The 17,811-nt window shown below is 72.8% G+C and carries 17 protein-coding genes; 11 read left to right on the top strand and 6 right to left on the bottom strand.

Annotated features, from left to right (window positions below):
- Nucleotides 1-74 precede the first annotated feature (74 nt).
- The 3 genes from IE182_RS01785 to IE182_RS01775 form a co-directional block, all read right to left on the bottom strand.
- Entirely contained in the window at nucleotides 75-1,076 is a 1,002-nt protein-coding gene (locus tag IE182_RS01785) for an ABC transporter substrate-binding protein (protein WP_190107793.1), read from the bottom strand.
- 205 nt (nucleotides 1,077-1,281) lie between these two features.
- On the bottom strand, nucleotides 1,282-1,485 hold the full coding sequence (locus tag IE182_RS01780; RefSeq protein ID WP_190107792.1) for a hypothetical protein: 204 nt from the start codon (nucleotides 1,483-1,485) through the stop codon (nucleotides 1,282-1,284).
- 87 nt (nucleotides 1,486-1,572) lie between these two features.
- Nucleotides 1,573-1,944 carry a hypothetical protein gene (locus IE182_RS01775; RefSeq protein WP_190107791.1) on the bottom strand — a complete coding sequence of 124 codons (372 nt, stop codon included), beginning with the start codon at nucleotides 1,942-1,944 and terminating at the stop codon, nucleotides 1,573-1,575.
- 223 nt (nucleotides 1,945-2,167) lie between these two features.
- Between IE182_RS01775 and IE182_RS01770 the strand changes: the two genes are divergently transcribed.
- The 6 genes from IE182_RS01770 to IE182_RS01745 all read left to right on the top strand — a co-directional run bounded on the left by IE182_RS01770 (nucleotide 2,168) and on the right by IE182_RS01745 (nucleotide 7,056).
- Nucleotides 2,168-3,376, top strand: coding sequence for a serine hydrolase domain-containing protein (locus tag IE182_RS01770; protein WP_190107790.1), 1,209 nt, complete (start codon nucleotides 2,168-2,170; stop codon nucleotides 3,374-3,376).
- Between the two features lie 135 nt (nucleotides 3,377-3,511).
- Nucleotides 3,512-4,861: a type I glutamate--ammonia ligase gene (locus tag IE182_RS01765; RefSeq protein WP_229844503.1), complete on the top strand. Its 1,350-nt coding sequence runs from the start codon at nucleotides 3,512-3,514 to the stop codon at nucleotides 4,859-4,861.
- Nucleotide 4,862: 1 nt separating this feature from the next.
- Nucleotides 4,863-6,023 (top strand): amidohydrolase family protein, encoded by a 1,161-nt coding sequence (locus tag IE182_RS01760; RefSeq protein ID WP_190107789.1) that lies wholly within the window; start codon nucleotides 4,863-4,865, stop codon nucleotides 6,021-6,023.
- A gap of 54 nt (nucleotides 6,024-6,077) precedes the next feature.
- Nucleotides 6,078-6,392 carry a hypothetical protein gene (locus IE182_RS01755; protein WP_190107788.1) on the top strand — a complete coding sequence of 105 codons (315 nt, stop codon included), beginning with the start codon at nucleotides 6,078-6,080 and terminating at the stop codon, nucleotides 6,390-6,392.
- A 116-nt stretch (nucleotides 6,393-6,508) separates the two neighbouring features.
- Nucleotides 6,509-6,796, top strand: coding sequence for a hypothetical protein (locus IE182_RS01750; RefSeq protein WP_190107787.1), 288 nt, complete (start codon nucleotides 6,509-6,511; stop codon nucleotides 6,794-6,796).
- A gap of 17 nt (nucleotides 6,797-6,813) precedes the next feature.
- Complete coding sequence (locus IE182_RS01745) at nucleotides 6,814-7,056, top strand: hypothetical protein (RefSeq protein WP_190107786.1); 243 nt, start codon at nucleotides 6,814-6,816, stop codon at nucleotides 7,054-7,056.
- Here IE182_RS01745 and IE182_RS01740 read toward each other — a convergent pair.
- Nucleotides 7,044-8,231 (bottom strand): aminotransferase class V-fold PLP-dependent enzyme, encoded by a 1,188-nt coding sequence (locus IE182_RS01740; RefSeq protein WP_190107785.1) that lies wholly within the window; start codon nucleotides 8,229-8,231, stop codon nucleotides 7,044-7,046. The genes IE182_RS01745 and IE182_RS01740 overlap by 13 nt on opposite strands.
- Nucleotides 8,232-8,423: 192 nt before the next feature.
- On the opposite strand from IE182_RS01740, the gene IE182_RS01735 reads away from it, so the two are divergent.
- From IE182_RS01735 to IE182_RS01720, 4 genes are all read left to right on the top strand, one after another.
- Nucleotides 8,424-9,980, top strand: coding sequence for an alpha/beta hydrolase (locus IE182_RS01735; protein ID WP_229844502.1), 1,557 nt, complete (start codon nucleotides 8,424-8,426; stop codon nucleotides 9,978-9,980).
- Between the two features lie 67 nt (nucleotides 9,981-10,047).
- Entirely contained in the window at nucleotides 10,048-11,292 is a 1,245-nt protein-coding gene (locus IE182_RS01730) for a glycosyltransferase (RefSeq protein ID WP_190107784.1), read from the top strand.
- Between the two features lie 69 nt (nucleotides 11,293-11,361).
- On the top strand, nucleotides 11,362-12,651 hold the full coding sequence (locus IE182_RS01725) for a wax ester/triacylglycerol synthase domain-containing protein (protein WP_190107783.1): 1,290 nt from the start codon (nucleotides 11,362-11,364) through the stop codon (nucleotides 12,649-12,651).
- Between the two features lie 102 nt (nucleotides 12,652-12,753).
- Nucleotides 12,754-13,692, top strand: a complete 939-nt coding sequence (locus IE182_RS01720; protein WP_229844501.1) for an alpha/beta fold hydrolase — start codon at nucleotides 12,754-12,756, stop codon at nucleotides 13,690-13,692.
- A 43-nt stretch (nucleotides 13,693-13,735) separates the two neighbouring features.
- On the opposite strand, the gene IE182_RS01715 is transcribed toward IE182_RS01720, so the two are convergent.
- Both IE182_RS01715 and IE182_RS01710 read right to left on the bottom strand, forming a co-directional pair.
- Complete coding sequence (locus IE182_RS01715; protein ID WP_190107782.1) at nucleotides 13,736-14,662, bottom strand: D-alanyl-D-alanine carboxypeptidase family protein; 927 nt, start codon at nucleotides 14,660-14,662, stop codon at nucleotides 13,736-13,738.
- Between the two features lie 216 nt (nucleotides 14,663-14,878).
- On the bottom strand, nucleotides 14,879-16,501 hold the full coding sequence (locus IE182_RS01710; protein ID WP_190107781.1) for a phospholipase D-like domain-containing protein: 1,623 nt from the start codon (nucleotides 16,499-16,501) through the stop codon (nucleotides 14,879-14,881).
- Nucleotides 16,502-16,755: 254 nt separating this feature from the next.
- Here IE182_RS01710 and IE182_RS01705 point away from each other — a divergent pair, with 254 nt between their 5' ends.
- Entirely contained in the window at nucleotides 16,756-17,802 is a 1,047-nt protein-coding gene (locus tag IE182_RS01705; protein WP_190107780.1) for a tetratricopeptide repeat protein, read from the top strand.
- Nucleotides 17,803-17,811: the final 9 nt, after the last annotated feature.

Here is a 17,811-nt window from a genome sequence, read left to right as displayed (position 1 = left end):
CGACCGGGGCTCCGCCCCGGGAAACGGCGAAAGGGCGGGGTGGGGAAAGCCCCCCGCCCCATCCCACGGCCGCGTTACTTCTTCAACGCCTTCGTGATGTCGTCGACGACGACCAGAGCGGCCAGCGGGCCACCCCGTGTGGACCACACCGAACCATTGACCGTCACGGCGTGGTTCTTCTTCACCGCGTTGAGGTCCTTGTACGCCGGCTTCTCCTGGACGTCCTTCAGGGCCTTCTCGCCGTCCGAGGTGAGGGTGGACAGGAAGAGCCAGTCGCCGTCGATCTCGTTGATCTTCTCCAGGCTCAGCGCCGGGGTGTGGGCATTGCCGTCCTTGTCCTGGGTCCTGGGCCGCTTCAGCCCCATGTCCAGGGCGACGCCGGAGGCGAACTGCTTCTTCTCCATCCAGCTGGGCCCGTCGGGGTTCCAGCGGACGATGCTGACCTCGGCGCCCTTGTTCTCACCGAGCTCCTCGCCGGCCTTCTTGGCCTTGGCCTCGTAGTCGGCGATGACCTTGTTGGCCTTGTCCAGGCCGTTGACCGCGTTGGCGACCCCCCGGAAGGAGAGCTTCCAGTCGTCGGTGGGGGCCATGGTGACCAGGGTGGCCGGGGTGATCTCGCGGAGCTGCTTGAGGACCTGCTGGTCCTGCATGTCGCCGGCGAGGATGAGGTCGGGCTTGGCGGCGAGGACCTTGTCCATCACCGGCTGCAGGAGGTTGCCGACGACGTTGATGCCCTTGACCTTGTCCTCAAGGTAGGCCGGGGGCTTGTTCAGGCCCTGGCCGTTGGTGATGCCGACCGGCTTGACGCCGAGGGCGAGCACCGCGTCGAGGTCCTCCTGGGTGAGGGTCACGATGCGCTGGGGGTGGGCGGGCACCTTGACCGCCGTTCCGGTGGCGTCCTTGACCGTGCGCATCCCGCCGCCGCCGTCGGACTTCGACTCGCCCTTCGTCCCGTCGGAGCCGGAGTCGGACCCGCCGCCGCACCCCGTCAGCAGCAAGGCGGCCGCGCCCACGGCGGCGAGAGCCTGGGCCGCACGGCGCGGTGCGGACGAGAGGAAGCGGTCGGGCGAGGTCATCGAAGGCTCCGGACGTTGAAACGGGCTCAAAAAGAACAGGGGGTGCCATCGGTGCGGGATCACCCCACACCGGACGCGACAAATATTAGGTTAGCCTTACCTAAAAGTCACTCCACCGGGAGCCTCCGTCCGGCCGCGCCCGGGCCGGCCCGCCGGCAGGCGGACCCGGGCGACGGATCCCGGACATGACGCGCCGCCAGGGGCGCTACCGGCGACGGAGGAGCAACAACCTGGCCAGCACGCCGGGCCGGCGGAAGCCGGACCGGTCGGCGGACTCCTCGGCCAAGGGGGCGTCGGGGCGCTCCTCCACGATGACGGGCGCGGGCTCGGGCTCGGGGTCGGGGCGGTGGATGCGGTAGGCCTCGGCGCGCACATAGGCGCCGAGCGCACGCGCGGGATCGATGCGCATGACGTATCTCCTGCTGTCGTACCTGCGGGCATGCCGGGAAAAACACCGACGCCCCGCCCTCGCACGGAGGACGGGACGTGGCGCCGGTCAGCAGCGCAGGACGGAATGGTGCGCGCGGTCGTCGGCGGCGAGAACGCCGCCCGGCCGGGACGGCGCCTGCCGGCCGGAGAGCCCCCCGGCTGCTCCGGCGGCAGGCGCCAGGGCCGACGGGCAGGCGCGCCTGCCCGTCGGCCGCCCCACCCTCCCCGGGCGTGGAACCCGCTGCTCGGCCGTGCACGCGGTGCACTCGTCGGAGGAGCCGTCCGCCAGGGGGGCGGACGCAGGGATCTCCTCCCGGACGGAGACGCTCTCCATCCCCTCGGCCACCGCGCCGGAAAGCACGAGCAGCACCGAGGCCAGCACGGCGAGAACAGCCCGCACCGCGGGCTGCACCACTGCCGTACGACCCCAGATCGTCACAAATCCAAGCGTAGTTGTTCGGTTACCTCGGGTGCATTCCGTCGAACGAGTGAGATTGGGGCGAATAGACCGATCTTCCGGACTGATCCCCGAACGCCGCTCCTGTCCGATGAAACGACTGGCTGAATTCCGCGCACCCTCCCGAAGTCCGCTCAACGTCACGGCGGTTGACGCGGTCCTGGCAGACGTACAGCTTCCCGTCCCACGAGAGAGGCAGGAGACGATGACCGTACGCACCTTACGGACGGCCCTGGTCGCGGCCGTGACGGCCGCCCTGGCCGCCACGACCGTACAGACCGCGGCAGCGGCCGGAACGGAACGGGGCACCGCCCCGCACGCCGCCACCCTGGCCATCATGGAAGCCGAGGTGACGGCCGGGACGCCGGGCGTCCTGGGGCGGGTTCAGGACGAACACGGCACCTGGAACGGTTCCGCCGGCGTCGCCGACCTCACCACCCACCGGCCGCGCCTGCCCCAGGACCGCTTCCGCATCGGCAGCATCAGCAAGGCGTTCGTCTCCGTCGTCCTCCTGCAACTGGAGGCCGAGGGCAGACTCGACCTCGACGACACGGTCGAGCGCCGGCTGCCCGGCGTGGTGCGCGGCAACGGCCACGACGGCAACCGGATCACCGTCCGCCAGCTGCTCAACCACTCCAGCGGAATCTTCAACTACACCGACGACCCCGGCTTCGTCGAGCGGATCACCACGGGCTTCCTCGAACACCGCTACGACACCTACACGCCCCGGCAACTCGTCGCGACCGCCGTGCAGCACCGGCCCTACTTCGAGCCGGGCAAGGGCTGGCACTACTCCAACACCAACTACATCCTCGCCGGAATGATCATCGAGAAGGTCACCGGCCGGCCGTACGCCACGGAGATCGAAAAGCGCGTCATCGGCAAGGCGGGCCTGCGCGCCACGACGCTGCCCGGCACCTCGCCCCGCATGCCCTCCCCGCACGGACGGGCGTACAGCAAGCTCTCGGCCACCACGCCGGCCCCGAAGGTGTACGACGTCACCGAGCTCAACCCCTCCTGGGGCGGCGCGGCCGGCGAGATCATCTCCACCACCGGCGACCTCAACCGCTTCTACCGCGCACTGCTCCGCGGCGAGCTCCTTCCCGAACGGCAGCAACGGGAACTGCTGACCACCGTCCCGATGGGCGACGAGGGGGGCCGGTACGGCCTCGGCGTCTCCGCCGCCACCCTCTCCTGCGGGAAGACCGTGTGGATGCACGGCGGCGGCATCCACGGCTCCTCCTCCCTGGCCACCTCCGACGCGGACGGCCGCCACACCACCGCGTTCAACTACAACGACGACTGGAGGGAACCGGACTTCACCGGACTGATCGAGGCGGAGTACTGCGGCACGAAGCCCGCCTCCGGCACCGCGGCGAACCGCGCCCTCACCACCCTCACGGCTCTACGCTGACCTGCACGACGCCACCCCGGCGGGCGGGCGCCGACACGCCGTGCCCGAAGGAGCCACCGGGACGTGAGGTGTAAGACGGTCCGCACGTGACCAGAATCCCTGGGCCAGAGGGTTTTCGACGGTGAGGAGCGGACCGTGCAGGAACGGGAGCGGGCAGAGTCCGCGGCGCGGCAGGCCGCGGCGCAGCTCACCGCGCAGGACATCCGTGGCGTCGCCCTGACCTGGGTGGACAACGCCGGCATCTCCCGTGTCAAGGCCGTCCCCACGAGCCGGCTCGCGCACACCGCCCACCGGGGCGTGGGGGCGTCGCCCTGCTTCGACGTGTACCTCGTCGACGACTCCAGCGTCACCAGCCGTCACATCGGCGGCCCGGACGGGGATCTTCGGCTCTTCCCCGACCTGGAGCGGCTGACGGTCCTGGCCGCGCAGCCCGGCTGGGCCTGGGCGCCCGTCGACCGTTACGAGCAGCAGGGCATCCCGTACGCGGCGTGCCAGCGCCGGTTCGCGCGGCGGATGGCGGACGCAGCCGCGGCCCGGGGGCTGCGGCTGCGCATGGGGTTCGAGACCGAATGGGTCGTCACCCACGCCAACGGGCACGAGCCCCCGCGCTACGCCTGCTCCGGCCCGGCGTACGGCATGACGCGGGTGATCGAGCTGTCGGACTACCTGCGCGACGTCCTGGACGCACTCACCGCCCAGCGCATCGAGGTGCTGCAGATCCACCCCGAGTACTCCCCCGGCCAGTTCGAAGTGTCGGTCGCCCCGTCGGACCCGGTCGGCGCGGCCGATCTGTCCGTGCTGGTCCGCGAGACGATCCGTGCGGTGTCCCTGCGCAACGGCCTCGACGCCTCCTTCGCCCCCGTCGTGGAGCCGGGCGGCGTCGGCAACGGCGCGCACCTGCACCTGAGCCTGTGGCGGGACGAGCGGAACCTGTGCCGCGGCGGCGACGGCCCGTACGGCATGACCGCCGAGTGCGAGGCGTTCCTGGCCGGGGTGCTGCGGGAGCTGCCCGCCCTGCTCGCCCTCGGCGCGCCCACGCCCGCCAGCTACCTGCGGCTCGAACCCTCGCGCTGGGCGGGTGTCTTCCAGTGCTGGGGCCTGGAGACCCGGGAGGCCGCCCTGCGCTTCATCGCCGGTGCGCCGGACGACACCGACGGTGCCAACGCCGAGGTCAAGTGCTTCGACGCGGCGGCCAATCCGTACCTGGTGACGGGCGCGGTCATCGCCGCCGGGCTGGCGGGGCTCGACGAGCGGCTGACCCTGCCGCCGCCGACGGCCGGCGACCCGGCCCGTACCGGCGGACAGCCGCGCCTGCCCACCTCCCTCGCCGAGGCGCTGGAGCACTTCGAGCGCTCCGACCTGCTGCGCACCGCCCTCGGCGATCCGCTGTTCGAGGCGATCGCCGCGGTCCGCGCGGGCGAGGTGAAGCTCTTCGAGGGCCTCGCGCCGAAGGACGTCGCGGCCGCGACCCGCCGGCGGTACTGACATGGCCGGTCTCCCGGTGCCCCCGCTGGTGGACCACCACTGCCACGGTGTGGAGCGCTCCGCCCTCTCGCCCGCCTCCTTCGAGTCCTACCTCACCGAGTCCGACGCCCCCGCCGCGCCCGGCACCTCCTTCTTCGACACCCAGCTCGGCCTGGCCGTGCGCCGCTGGTGCGCTCCCCTGCTGGACCTCCCCCCGCACTGCCCGCCGCAGGAGTACCTGCGGCGCCGCAGCGAGCTCGGTGCGGCCGAGGCCACGCGGCGGCTGCTGAGCGCCTGCGGCATCGCCGCCTTCCTGGTGGACACGGGCATCCCGGGCGACCTGACGGGCCCCGCGGAGCTGGCGGCCGCCGCGGGCGGCGGTGCCGTCTGCCACGAGGTCGTCCGCCTGGAGAGCCTGGCGGAACGCGTCGCCGACGGCGCGGGCAGCCGCGCGGAGTTCCTCGGCGGACTGGCCGACGCCGTACGGGAGGGCGCCCGCGACGCCGTGGCGTTCAAGTCGGTGGCCGCCTACCGCTACGGCCTGGACTTCGAGCCCGGGCCGCCGGGCCCCGCCGAGGTGCGGGCCGCCGCCGACCGCTGGCTCGTGGCCCGTGCGGCGGGCGGGCGGCTGGCCGACCCCGTCCTGCTGCGCCATCTGTTGTGGTCCGCCGCACAGACCGGCAGGCCGCTCCAGTTGCACACCGGCTTCGGTGACCCGGACCTCCGGCTGCACCGCTGCGATCCGCTGCTGCTCACCGACTTCGTGCGCGCGGTCCGCCCCACCGGCTGCACCCTCGTGCTGCTGCACGGCTACCCCTACCACCGCAACGCCGGCTTCCTCGCCCACTCCTTCCCGCACGTCTACGCCGACATGGGGCTCTCCCTGACGCACACCGGCGCGCGGGCCGGGGCGGTGCTGGCCGAGATGCTGGAGCTGACCCCGTTCGGGAAACTGCTCTTCTCCACCGACGCCTACGGCCTGCCGGAGCTGTACGTAGTGGGGACCGCCCTCTTCCGGCAGGCGCTGGAGGGGCTGCTGACGGGCTGGGTGGCGGAGGGCGCCTGGTCGGCGGCGGACGCGGAACGGGTGGCGGCCCTGGTCGCGGCGGACAACGCCCGCAGGGTCTACGGCCTGGACGTGCCGGGAGCCGCCGCGCCCGGGCGGTCTTCTCCGTTCGGGTGAAGCAGACCGCCGACCGGCCCTGCGTCCCGGGGGCCTCGGCCAGCATGGCGCACTGTGCGACATCCGATCCGCGTGACCGGCTCCCTGGCGCTCGCCGGGCTGCTCACCCTCACCGTCCCACCGCCGGTCGCCCGGGCGGCCACCGGCGCGTTCGTCTACCACACCGCGCCGGGCACGGTGCGGCACGGCCTGTCGGACCCCGTCGAAGGCCAGTGCTACGCGGTCGGCTACGCCCAGGGCGTCACCGGCAACGAAACGGACCGCAACGCCTATCTGTACGACACACCCGACTGCCGGGGTGCGGCAGCCTACTTCCCCGCCGGTTTCTACGGTGTGCAGTCGTTCCAGAGCGTCGTCTTCATGCGCTGAACACCGCACCGGGCAACGGCGGTCCGGTGGCACGGCACAGCCCCTCGGGTTCCTCTGATAAGGCGAGGACAATTTCGCTACTCTGGGCGGTCGAGCCGCCGACGCGGGGAGGACCCATGAGCACCGGACCGGTGTGGAGCATCGAGCGTATTCGCGACGCTCTCGGCAGTCCCGACCTGTCCCGGCGCTTCGCCGACGAGATCGACCGTGCCCCGGCGCACACGGTCCTGGCCGTGTTCGCCAAGTGGCAGGGCATCGCCGAACGCACGCTCGCCGCCGTCGAACGGGGACGGCAGGCGGCCGCCGCGGAGGCGGCGGGGGGCCAGGTCCCGGGCGAGTGGATCGACATCACCCAGAAGGTGCAGGAGGACGCTGCCCTCGTTCGCACCCACGGAGGGGCGTGAGCTGACACGCTGAGGCCGTGTACGCGCTCAAATACGATGCGACGATAGCGGCCGTCTGGGACTCCCTCCCGGCGCCGGTGAGCGGACAGCTCAGCGACGTCCTCGCCGCCGCCTGCGCGGATCCCCTGTCGGTGACCGTGCCGTACGGCGAGGACGACGGCATCATGCGGATGCTCGTGCTCGACGACGTCTTCGTCGTCATCTACCTGGGGCACCAGACGAAGACGCTGCACATCTACCAGATCGACTACCTGGGCTGACCCGTCCGGGCGAGACGGGCCAGGACGGCCGCCGCCCGGTCCAGCTCGTCCTCGGTGTTGTAGTAGTGCGGGGAGAGCCGTACCAGCGGGTGGACGCCCCGGTCCTCGGTGTCGAACTGCGACTGGCCGGGCGTGGTGGTGCTCACGTTGATCCCCTCGCGGGTCAGCGCGGCCTTGACCTCGTCCGCGGGCACGCCGTCGACCTTGGCGGTCACGATGGCGCACCGCTCGCGTCCCAGGTCGTAGGTGCCCACTCCCGGCAGCGCGTCGAGCCGTTCGCGCAGGGCCGCCCCCAGGGCGATCGCGCGCTCGCCGGTGGCCCCGACGCCCAGTTCCAGGGCCTGCCGCACGGCGCTGCCCAGGCCGAGCACACCGGCCCAGCCCATCTCCCAGGTGGCGAAGCGCCGTGCGCCCGGCTGCCAGGTGAAACCGCGCTTGCCGTCCCAGAGCGCGGACGCGGTCTCGCTGACGTGCGGGTCGAGGCGGTCGAGGAGGGCGGGGCGCACCCACAGGAAGCCGGTGCCGCGCGGGCCCCGGAGGAACTTGCGGCCGGTGGCCGTGAGCAGGTCGCAGCCGATCTCCCGGACGTCCACGGGGAACTGGCCGACCGACTGGGTGGCGTCGAGCAGGAACGGCACCCCGGCCCGGCGGGTGATGCGGCCGATCTCGGCGACGGGGTTGACCAGGCCGCCGCTGGTGGGCACGTGGCTGATGCCGACGAGCCGGGTGCGCTCGTCGAGGAGGCCGGCCAGGGCGGCGGTGTCGAACCGGCCGTGGGCGTCGTTGGGGACCACGACGACCTCGGCCCCGGTGCGCTGGGCGATGTGCAGGTAGGCCAGGACGTTGCTGCCGTATTCGGCGCGGCCGGTCAGGATCCGGTCGCCGGGCCGGAAGGCGAGGGAGTAGAAGGCGGCCTGCCACGCGTGCGTGGCGTTGTCGAACAGCGCCACCTCCTCGGGGCGGCCGCCGACGAGTTCGGCGAGGCCGGCGTAGACGTCCTCGATGGCCTGTTCCTGCTCGGTCGCGGCCTCGTAGCCGCCGATGCGGGCTTCGCGTTCGAGGTGGGCGGTCATCGTGTCGAGGGTCCGGCGGGAGACGAGCCCGGCACCGGCGTTGTTGAGGTGCACGCGGTGGGCGCAGCCGGGGGTGTCCCGGCGCAGCGCGGCGATGTCCATGGTGCGTTCCTCCTGATGGGAAGAGTGCCCTGCCGGGTCGACTTCACCATGGAACCCCCGTCGGTCGACAGACCCTCGTCCGGCGCGCGGGGTGGCACCAGCACCACCCCCGGGTCGGATACTGGCGGGATCGATCGGATGCGCGCCGGGCGGCAGCATCGACTGTGCCACCCCAACCGCACAGGAGGATCGATGTTCACGTTCGGGAAGTCGCGACGGATGACGTCCGCGGTGTCGGGCGCCGTGGTGACGGCGATAGCCGCCGCCGTCCTTCCGGCGTCCGTCGCCCAGGCCCGGCCGTCCGTACCCGCCCGTTACACCCAGCAGCACCTGGACTGGCAACGGTGCGGGAAGGACTCGCCGCTGGAGTGCGCGACGATGGCGGTGCCGCGCGACTGGCACGATGCCGGTGCGGGGCCGGACCTCACCATCGCGGTCTCCCGGCACCGCGCGAGCGACCCGGCGAAGCGGCGCGGGGTACTGATGATGGCGGCGGGCGGCCCGGGCGGCTCGGGACTGCAGCGGCCCCAGTGGCTCGCCGGGGGCTCGGCCGCGATCGACGCCGCGTACGACGTGGTGAGCTTCGACCAGCGCGGCGTCGGGAACAGCACGCGGGCGGTGTGCGAGAGCGACGCGGAGTTCGCCGACTTCACCGCGGGCGACTTCCGCGACCGCTCCCCCGCCGCGGTGCAGCGGGTGGTGGACCGTTCCCGGGCGTTCGTGGAGCACTGCAAGAGCCGCAGCGGGGACCTCCTGCCCTACCTCACCACCGAGCAGACGGTCCGTGACATGGATCTGTTCCGGTCGCTGCTCGGGGAGAAGAAGATCTCCTACTACGGTGCCTCCTACGCCACGATGGTCGGCGCCTACTACGCGACCCTGTTCCCCCAGCGCGTCGAGCGTGCGGTGCTCGACAGCAACATCGCGTTCGACGGCTCCTGGGAGAGCTTCACCACGGGTCAGCCGATGAGCTTCCAGCGCCGCTTCGAGCAGGACTTCCTGCCCTGGCTGGCACAGTACGACGGCGTCTACCACTACGGGCGGACCGCCGCCGAGGCCAAGGCGACGTGGGAGCGGCGGCGCAGCGCCCTGAGCGCGCACCCGGTCAAGGCCGGCGACACCGTGATCGGCCCCAACCAGCTGGACAACGGCACGCTGCAGGCCATCTACAGTGCGGGGAAGGGCTTCCGGCCGCTGGCGGGAGCCCTGGCCGCGCTCGACCACTGGGACACCGCCGACGCGCAGGAGAAGACCCTCGCCGCACAGGTCTTCGGCTCGTACTCGGGTCCCGGGTTCTTCGCCGAGTACTTCTCCGTCACCTGCAACGACACGCGGTGGGACCGGAACATGGACCACTGGATCGAGCGCAGCGCCAAGGACACCGTGGACCTGCCGCTGGTCGGTGCCCGCGAGCTCGCCTTCTCGGCGGTCTGCGCGGCCTGGCCGGCTTCGAAGGCGCCCCGGGTGAAGGTCACCGGGGCCGGCCTGCCGACGACGCTCATGGTCAACTCGGTCCACGACCCGGCCACTTACTACGAGGCGGCGGTGCGGGCCCACCGGGCGCTGCGCGGCTCGCGCCTGGTCACCGTCACCGGCGACGGCGACCACGGCCAGTTCGAGACCGGCAACGCGTGCGTGGACGGGATCGTGACCGCGTACCTCGTCGGGGGGACGGCGCCGGAGCGTGATCTGACCTGTGCGGCCAAGCCGCTGCCGGTCCCGGAGGGGGCGTCCCCGGCGGCGAAGTAGGGCGTCTGCCGTATCCGGGCCGGGTGCGCCCTCGTTGATGCGACAGGGCAGCAGGAAGGCCGGGGACATGCGCATCCAGATCATCACAGCAGGCACGATGGGCTCCGTCGCTCCGTACACGGGCCTCGGTCACCGGCTGTTCGCCGAGGGCCATGACGTGGAGATCGCCGCCCATGCGAGGTTCACGGAGGTGGTGGCCTGCTGTGGCCTGCGCATGCGCGCGCTGGAGGCGGATCCGTTCGAGGAGCTGCTGGGCGCGCACAACCGCTTCCGGCGCGCGGTGCGTTCGCCGCGGTCGGTCGTGCGCCTGGTGCGAGCCACCGAAGAGGCGGCGCTCTCGCTCGTCGACGGGATCCTGGCCGCCGTCGATCCCAAGGCCGACCTGGTGCTGCTGTCGGCGCTCGCCGCACCGGTCGGCAGGGTCGTGGCGCAGTACCACCGGATTCCGAGCATGGGGGTGTTCCTGCAACCCGACGCCCCCACGGCGGCGTTCTCGCCCTGCACGATGCCCTGGAAGCCGCCCGGCTACGCCAACCTGCTGCGGAGCCACGCCGCGAACGCCGTGCTGGACGCGCTCCACACCACCGCCCAGCGCAGCCTGCACGCCCGGCTGGGGCTGGTCTACCGCAGCGGTCACCGGCTGCGCCGGGAGCGGGAGCGCAGCGGCTGGCCCATCTGGCACGGCTACAGCCCCACGGTGGTGCCCCTCCCGGCGGACTGGCGGCCGGGCCTGGAGGTGGCCGGGTACTGGTGGCCGCACGAGTGTGCGGACTGGCAGCCGCCCGCGCTGGTCACCGACTTCCTGGCAGCCGGCCCGCCGCCGGTGTTCGTGGGCTTCGGCAGCATGATGCCCGGCGACCCGGAACAGCTCGGTGAGATCACGGCGCGGGCCCTGCGCCTGGCCGGGGTGCGCGGCATCGTCCAGTCGGGGTGGGCGGGGCTGTCCGTGATGAACGACGACGTCATCACGGTCGGGCCACTGCCGCACGGCTGGCTCATGCCGCGCACGGCCGCCGTGGTGCACCACGCCGGGGCGGGGACGACCGCGGCGGGGCTGCGGGCCGGGGTGCCGGCGGTTCCGGTGCCCGTCCTCACCGACCAGCCGTGGTGGGCCGAGCGGCTGGTGCGGCTGGGGGTGAGCCCACAGGTGCTGCCGCACGGGCGGCTGACCGCCGACCGGCTGGCCGCGGCGCTGCGGCGGGCCACGGGCGAGCCCCGGTTCGCCCGGCGGGCCACGCAGCTCGCCGCCCGGCTGGGGCTGGAGGACGGAGCCGGGGTGGTCGCCCGGGCCGTGGCGGACACGGCCTGCTGAGGAAGGCGCCGGGGGCCCGGCCCCGGCGCGCCCGTAGAACCGCGTGAGACCAGGACGTAAGGACACCGCGTGACACCGCATCCGTCGCTGCCCGAACTCGCCTCCTCCTCCGCCCCCGCAGCAAAGCGGCCGGCCCTCAGGCCGATGCCGCCGCTGGACGCCTGGCTGCACCGGCACCAGAGCAGTGGTGCGGTCTGCATGACCGCCGGAGTCCTCGCCCGGTTCGAGGGCCCCGCGCCGGCGCCGGCGCACCTGCGCGACCTCGTGCTGCGGACGTGGGGGGCACACGACCGGCTGCGCCTGGCGCCCGCCGCCGCGGGCGGGCCCGGGGCGTGGCCGCAGTGGGTGCCGGGGCCGGCGTTCGACCCCGGCGTCCACGTTCCGGAGTCGCCCTCTCCGGCGCCGCTGGCCGCCCGCACCGCGCAGCTGCTCGCCCATCCCCTCGGTGCGGGCCGGCCGCCGTGGCAGCTGCATCTGCTGCCGGACGGCGACGACTTCGCGCTGCTGCTGCGGGCCCACCACGCGCTGCTGGACGGCGTCTCGCTCGTCGCCCTGCTGCGGTCCCTGCTCGACGCCCCGGCCGCCGTGCCCGGACAGCGCGACCGGCCGGGTGCGGGGCGGGCGGCCGCCCTCCCCCGCCTCGCGCGGGTGCGCGCCCTGGCGGATCTGCTGCCCCGGGCCCGGCCCCTGCCCTTCCACGGGCCGGTGGACCCGCGGCGTGCGGTGTCCTGGAACCGGGTGCCGGCGGCGGAGCTGGCCGCGGCCCGTGACGCCCTGCCCTCCGGCCGGGCCTCCGCCAATGCGGTCTTCCTCGCCGCGGCGGCCGGTGCGCTGCGGGCCGCGGGGATGACGGGACGACTGCCGGGGGTCTGCGCGATGGTGCCCGTCGACGTCCGCGGCGACGACGAGGCCGAGGTGCTGGGCAACCGCTACGCCACCGTGCGGGTGCCGTTGCCCACGTCCGCGGGTGCCCGGCGGCGGCTGGCGGCCGTGGACGGCTTCACGCGGCGGGCGGCCCTCAAGCAGCGGGCGCGGGCGCAGGCGGTGTTCGTCGCGTCGCGGCCGCTGCGGTACGGGCCGGTGACCGACGCCCTGGGACGGTATGCGGACTCCCCGTTCCACTCCTCCCTGTTGTGCAGCAGCCTGGCGACGCACGCGGGACCGCTCGCGCTGGGTCCGGCGCGGCTGACCGGCCTGTCCGCGCTGCCGCCGCTCAGCCCGGGGCATCCGGTCGCGATGACGATGGCCGTGCACGACGCGGGCGCGACGGTGACCGTCGTGACCGACCACGGCCACCGCGACCTGGGGGCCCGGCTGGCCGCTCTGGTGCGGGAGGAGATCCGCACGTTCCCCGGGTGAGAGGTGTTCCCGCTCGCGCGGTCCGTGGGCCGCGGCGGCAGTAACGTCCCGCCGTGGTTCTCGTTCCCCCTGGTGAAGTCCCCCCACGAACGGAGACCGGCCGTGCCGACTCGTTCCGCCCTCTTGGAAGAGGTCGTCCCGCTCACCCTCGACGGTTACGCGTACAGCGGCCGGGTCGTGCACCAGCCGAACGCGAGAATGGCACCCGTCGTCCTCGTGGGCGGCGCGTTCCAGCGCCAGAACGCCTGGGGCCGGCTGGAGCAGGGGTTCCTGGAGTCGGCGAGCGTCATCACGGTGGACCTTCCCGGCTGGGGCGGCGCGGACCGGCTGCCGGCCCGGTACGGCTTCGACTTCCTCGCCAGGGCACTCGACCAACTGCTGTCGAAGGTGGCGCCGTCCCCCGTCAACGTGCTCGGGGGGTCCTACGGCAGTGCCGTGGTCCACCAGTGGGTGCGCGACCACCCCGGGCGGGCGGAGCGGATGGGGCTCGTCGGCACCATGTCCCACCTGGCGGACCACGTGCGGGCCCGCGTGGAGGACACGCTCCGCATGGCGGAGAAGGGCCGGCACGCGGAGTTCGTCGAGTGCGTCGTCGAGACCATGGTGTGCACGTCCCCACGGGTGACGGTCACGCGTCGGCCGACGATCGTCCGGTGCCTGAGCCGGGCCCTGCACGACATGACGGCGGACGACCTCGCCAAGTACGAGGACAACTCCCTGCGGCTGCTGGCCAGTCCCCGGCTGCCGGCCGGCCCCGCGGTGCGCGTCCCGGCGCTGGTGACGACCGGCGAGCACGACCCGCTGAGCACGCCCGCGCTGAGCCGGGAGGCGGCCTCGCGGCTCGCGGACGCCCGGTTCACGACGGTCAAGGACGCCGACCACCTCGTTCATCTGGAGCGGCCCGCCGAGGTGGTGGACCTGATGACGCGGTTCTTCTCCGGGGAGCCGCTCGTGGGCCTGGACTACTGCCACGCCGTCGAGCGCGTCCGGCCCCGGACGATGAACACCCTGCCCTCGCCCCGCCCCTCCAACGAACCCTGAGCGGCCCGGCACCTCGACGGGGGCCGGGCCGCCGCGCCGCAGGTCAGTCCTCGTGGGCGCCCATGGGCAGTTGGCGCAGCTTCAGTGAAGTCCGCTCCCCGTAGGCGTAGTCGAGCATCTTCGCGGCGTCCGGGTAGCGTCCGGTGCGGTCGTCGAGCACGACGCCGACGACCGTACGGCCGCTGCGCCGGGCGGCGAAGACGAGGCAGGGGCCCGCGGCCCGCGTCGAGCCCGTCTTGATCCCGAGGACCCCCTGGTACGAACCGAGCAGCTTGTTGGTGTTGTACCAGGTGTACAGACGGTTGACGTTGGCCGCCTTCTGCTGCGTGGTCAGCGACTTCATGACGGTCAGCAGCGTGCGGTCGTCCATCGCGTGCCGGGCGAGCTTCGCCAGGTCGCGCGGCGTGGAGTAGTTGCCGCCGCCGGCGGAGATGCCGTCGAAGGAGTCGTAGTGGGTGTTGCTCATTCCCAGGGCGCGCGCCTTCTCGTTCATCCTGGCGACGAAGGACGCGGTGCGCTCCTGCTCCGTCGCGCCGTCGCCGAGGGCGTCGGCCAGCGCGTACGCCGCGTCGCACCCGGAGGGGAGCATCATCCCGTAGAGCAGCTGTCGTACGGTCAGTTCGTCGCCGGTGCGCAGGTCGGCGGTGCTGGCCTGGTTGCGCTGCACCCAGTCGCGGTAGGACTGCTTGATCTTCACACGCCGGTTCAGCTCCGTCGCGTGGTCGTCGACGACCACGACGGCAGTCATGATCTTGGTGGTGCTGGCCATCTGCCGCCGGGTGTCGGCCGCCTTGCCCCACAGGGAGCGGTTGGCGTCGCTGTCGAGCAGGAAGGCCCCCTTGGCCGCGATTCCCGGCGGCCCGGCAGCCGCCTCGGCGTTCGCGCTCGGGAGGGCGACCGCGATGGCCGCGGCCGACGCGGTCAGCGCCGCTCCCCAGCGGCGGACCGCACTTCCCCCACATGGCTCCATTGAATCTCCAGATTTCCTCGCTGGTCGGTTCGGGGCCAGCGCATGGTTGCATCCGGAGCGACACGGAATGAAATCCGTTCACTATGGAGTGAAGACGATCGGATCATTCCCCGATATTCGAACGTAGTTATATGAGCGAACGGGGGAATGCCCGTACCTCAGCGGTACGGGCATTCCCCCGTCATGCGCCCCGGAACGTCCGGGCGCTCAGTCGTCTCAGAGCGAGCAGACGCCCCGCGCGTGGTCGACCGTCGCGGTCTCCTGCGAGAACTTCCACTCGGGGTCGAGGAGCTTGGCCTCAAGCTGCTTGGCGGCCTCCGGGCTCTCCACGATGTAGCCGAAGTCCTGCAGCCACGAGGGGTAGAGGTTCTTGGAGCCGATGTAGAAGGCGGAGCTGTCGACCGCCACCAGCTTGTGGTGCAGGGCGTAGGGGTGCCCGTCGGCCCACGTGGCGCTCGCGGAGCTGCGGAAGGTCCCCAGCTGGAGGGTGGAGCACATGGCCGCCTTGGCCTTCTGCTGGTCGCCGCCCTTGAGCAGGGCGAGACGGTTGCGGAGCGTGTCGCTGATCTCGGCCAGGGACTTGATCTGCGAGTAGCCGCCGCTGCCGACCGCGCCGCGGTTGGCGGGGTCGCTGACGACGATGCGCACCTTCACCCCGGCCGCCATCTTGGCGGCGAGGATGTCGTAGAGGCGGACGTCGTAGCGGGCGATGGGCGGGCAGGTGGCGTTCAGGTCCTGCTGGGAGATGACGATCTGGCGGTCGGCGCTGGCCACCAGGGCCCGCAGGGCGCTCTCCTCGGGGTTGACCGTGTCGTAGTCACGGTCGGCGTTGGTCTTGTCGGGCAGGCCGACGACGCACTTGGTGTCCGGGGCGGAGGGCAGCTGCGGGCGGAACGTCGAGGCGGGGTCGGAGTCCTTGATGCCGACGCCGAGGCCGCCCACGGCGATCACGGGGACGTTGCCCGTGGGCCCGGCGGGCCTGGGGTTCGCGTCCTTCTCCATCGTGGCCATGCAGTCGCCGCCCGAGGCCGCGAACCACACACTGGCGATGTTGCTCTTGTTCTGGCACGTCCACGTCCAGAGCGTGTCCAGGTAGCGGCCGGCGGAGCTCGCGGCGGGGCCGGTCAGCGCCAGGTCCACGTCGGTCACCGGGTGCTGGGTGTCGACGTAGTCGTCCTTCCAGCTGTTGATGCCACCGGTGACGGCCGACTCGCCGTCCACGACGAGGAGCTTGGAGTGGTTCCAGGAGAAGCTGGTCTTCGACGTCGTCATCGACGCGACGTTCAGCGTGATGTCGTCGGCGGCCTTGCCGAGCCGGGCCTTGAGGTCGTCCCGGTACTTCGAGGGCAGTACGTTCATGTGGTAGACCGGCGCGGCGCCGACCAGGACGCGGACCTTCGGCTTGTTGCCGGACGCGACCGACGCCTTGAGGCCGGCGGCTATCGCGTCCTGGAACGCACCGTTCGGGAAGGGCGCGAGCGTGGAGATGTCCACCGTGCGCCTGGCCTTGGAGATGTTCTCCGTCACCTTGGCGAGCAGGCGCTCGGTGCCGGGACGCTCCTTGCACGCGGCGTCGCCCCAGCAACCGGGGGTCTGCAGCAGCCAGTCGGAGGGGTCCGCGGCGGAGGCGTCCAGCTTGTTGCCGTCGGTGCGCTGCCAGACGTCACCCTCCAGCCCCGGTGAGACCTCGCGCAGCGCCTTCTCCACGGCGTCCAGGTGCGGGGCGGGCGAGGGGCTGCTCGCGAAGGCCGGAGCCGCGGGCAGGGCGGCCAGGACGACGGCCGAGACCGCCGCACTGCGGGTCAGACGGTGTAAACGGCGGAGCCGGTGGCGGAGCAATGTGCATCCTTAAACGAAGTAACGATTCCGCGAACGGAAGATCAACGCGGAGAAGCTATCAGCTCCCGGGAGCCGTACATCTCACGGATGACACGGTCTTCGGCCACCCGTCCTCAGAGGTACGGCAGGCCGCCTCCGAGAGGGATTTCAGCGGATAGGTCCGGGCCATAGCTTCGTGATCACCGGCAGGGCGGCACGGACGGGCGGCGCGCGCCCGCCTCCCGCCCGCCGGTCCGTCACGAAGAGAGGCAGACATGTACGGCAAGGCATTCGCCCCCGAGTACCGCGGGGCGCTCGGCGAGCTGTCCGTCAACTCCTCCCTGGAGGAGGTGCTGGCCAAGGCTGTCGAGCAGCAGCGCCGGGCCCAACTGCACGGCACGGACGTGGAGTCGGCGCACGCGGCGCTCGCCGTCGCGGAGGCCAGCCGTCGGCTGGGCCGGGTCGCCGAGGCCGAACAGGCGTGGAAGGCGAGCTACCGGGCGGCACGGCAGGCCGGTGACGAGAGCGCCATGGCCTGGGCCGTGTGGAGCGGCGGCACCCTCGCCCGGCAGCGCGGTGCGCTCGCCCTGGCCCGGCGGTTGCTCGCCCTGGCCGCCGGGCTGGCCGAGCGCGGCGGGGACGTCGTGGCCCGCGGCTACTCCCTGGCCGGTCTGGCCGAGACCGGCCGCATCCAGGGCGACTACCAGGCCGTCGGCGAGCTGCACGAACAGCTGCTGGCCGAGGCCAGACGGCGGGGCGAGGCCCGGCACACCGTGTGGGCGCTGGAGGGCATCGCGCAGATGCACCGCAACACCGGCTCCTACGACACCGCCCTGGCGATGTTCGAGGAGGCGGCGGAGATAGCCGGTGGCGCCGACGACGCGCGCGGCCGCGCCTGGGCCCTGCGCGGCATAGCCGACGTGCTCTCGCTGCGGGGCGAAACCGCCCGCGCGCTGGAGCTGCTGACCGAGGCCGAGGCCACCTGCCGCCGGATGCGGCTGGTCAGCGCGCTGGCCTACAACCATAAGATGCGCGGCAACGTCCTCTTCCGCGCCGGCCGGTTCGAGGAGGCACGGGCCACCTACGGCGGGGCGCTGGAGGAGTTCCGGGCGATGGACGAGCCGCGGGGCGCCGCGCTGGCCACGCTCGGCCTGGTCAAGGCCCGGGCCCGGCTGGGCCGGGCGGCGGCGGAGACGGCCGCCGACCTGGAGGCGCTGCGTCGCACGCTCGGCGAACTGGGGCTGCTGCACGCCAGGGACATGGTCGACGCGGCGCGGGCCGAGCTGGGGCTCACGGACGTCCCGACGGCCCCGGCCCGCTGACGTGCCGGC

Origin of the sequence: Streptomyces cinnamoneus, from assembly GCF_014650495.1 — a bacterium.
GTDB classification, from domain to species: domain Bacteria; phylum Actinomycetota; class Actinomycetes; order Streptomycetales; family Streptomycetaceae; genus Streptomyces; species Streptomyces cinnamoneus.
Note: the sequence above shows the minus strand (reverse complement) of the source record. Positions and strands in the feature narration are given on the sequence as shown.

What these genes read in the sequence shown, in the direction of transcription:
- IE182_RS01785 (WP_190107793.1), bottom strand. Translation starts at nt 1,076, where the DNA reads ATGACCTCGCCCGACCGCTTCCTCTCGTCCGCACCGCGCCGTGCGGCC.
- IE182_RS01780 (WP_190107792.1), bottom strand. Translation starts at nt 1,485, where the DNA reads ATGCGCATCGATCCCGCGCGTGCGCTCGGCGCCTATGTGCGCGCCGAG.
- IE182_RS01770 (WP_190107790.1), top strand. Translation starts at nt 2,168, where the DNA reads ATGACCGTACGCACCTTACGGACGGCCCTGGTCGCGGCCGTGACGGCC.
- IE182_RS01760 (WP_190107789.1), top strand. Translation starts at nt 4,863, where the DNA reads ATGGCCGGTCTCCCGGTGCCCCCGCTGGTGGACCACCACTGCCACGGT.
- IE182_RS01750 (WP_190107787.1), top strand. Translation starts at nt 6,509, where the DNA reads ATGAGCACCGGACCGGTGTGGAGCATCGAGCGTATTCGCGACGCTCTC.
- IE182_RS01740 (WP_190107785.1), bottom strand. Translation starts at nt 8,231, where the DNA reads ATGGACATCGCCGCGCTGCGCCGGGACACCCCCGGCTGCGCCCACCGC.
- IE182_RS01735 (WP_229844502.1), top strand. Translation starts at nt 8,424, where the DNA reads ATGTTCACGTTCGGGAAGTCGCGACGGATGACGTCCGCGGTGTCGGGC.
- IE182_RS01730 (WP_190107784.1), top strand. Translation starts at nt 10,048, where the DNA reads ATGCGCATCCAGATCATCACAGCAGGCACGATGGGCTCCGTCGCTCCG.
- IE182_RS01715 (WP_190107782.1), bottom strand. Translation starts at nt 14,662, where the DNA reads ATGGAGCCATGTGGGGGAAGTGCGGTCCGCCGCTGGGGAGCGGCGCTG.
- IE182_RS01705 (WP_190107780.1), top strand. Translation starts at nt 16,756, where the DNA reads ATGTACGGCAAGGCATTCGCCCCCGAGTACCGCGGGGCGCTCGGCGAG.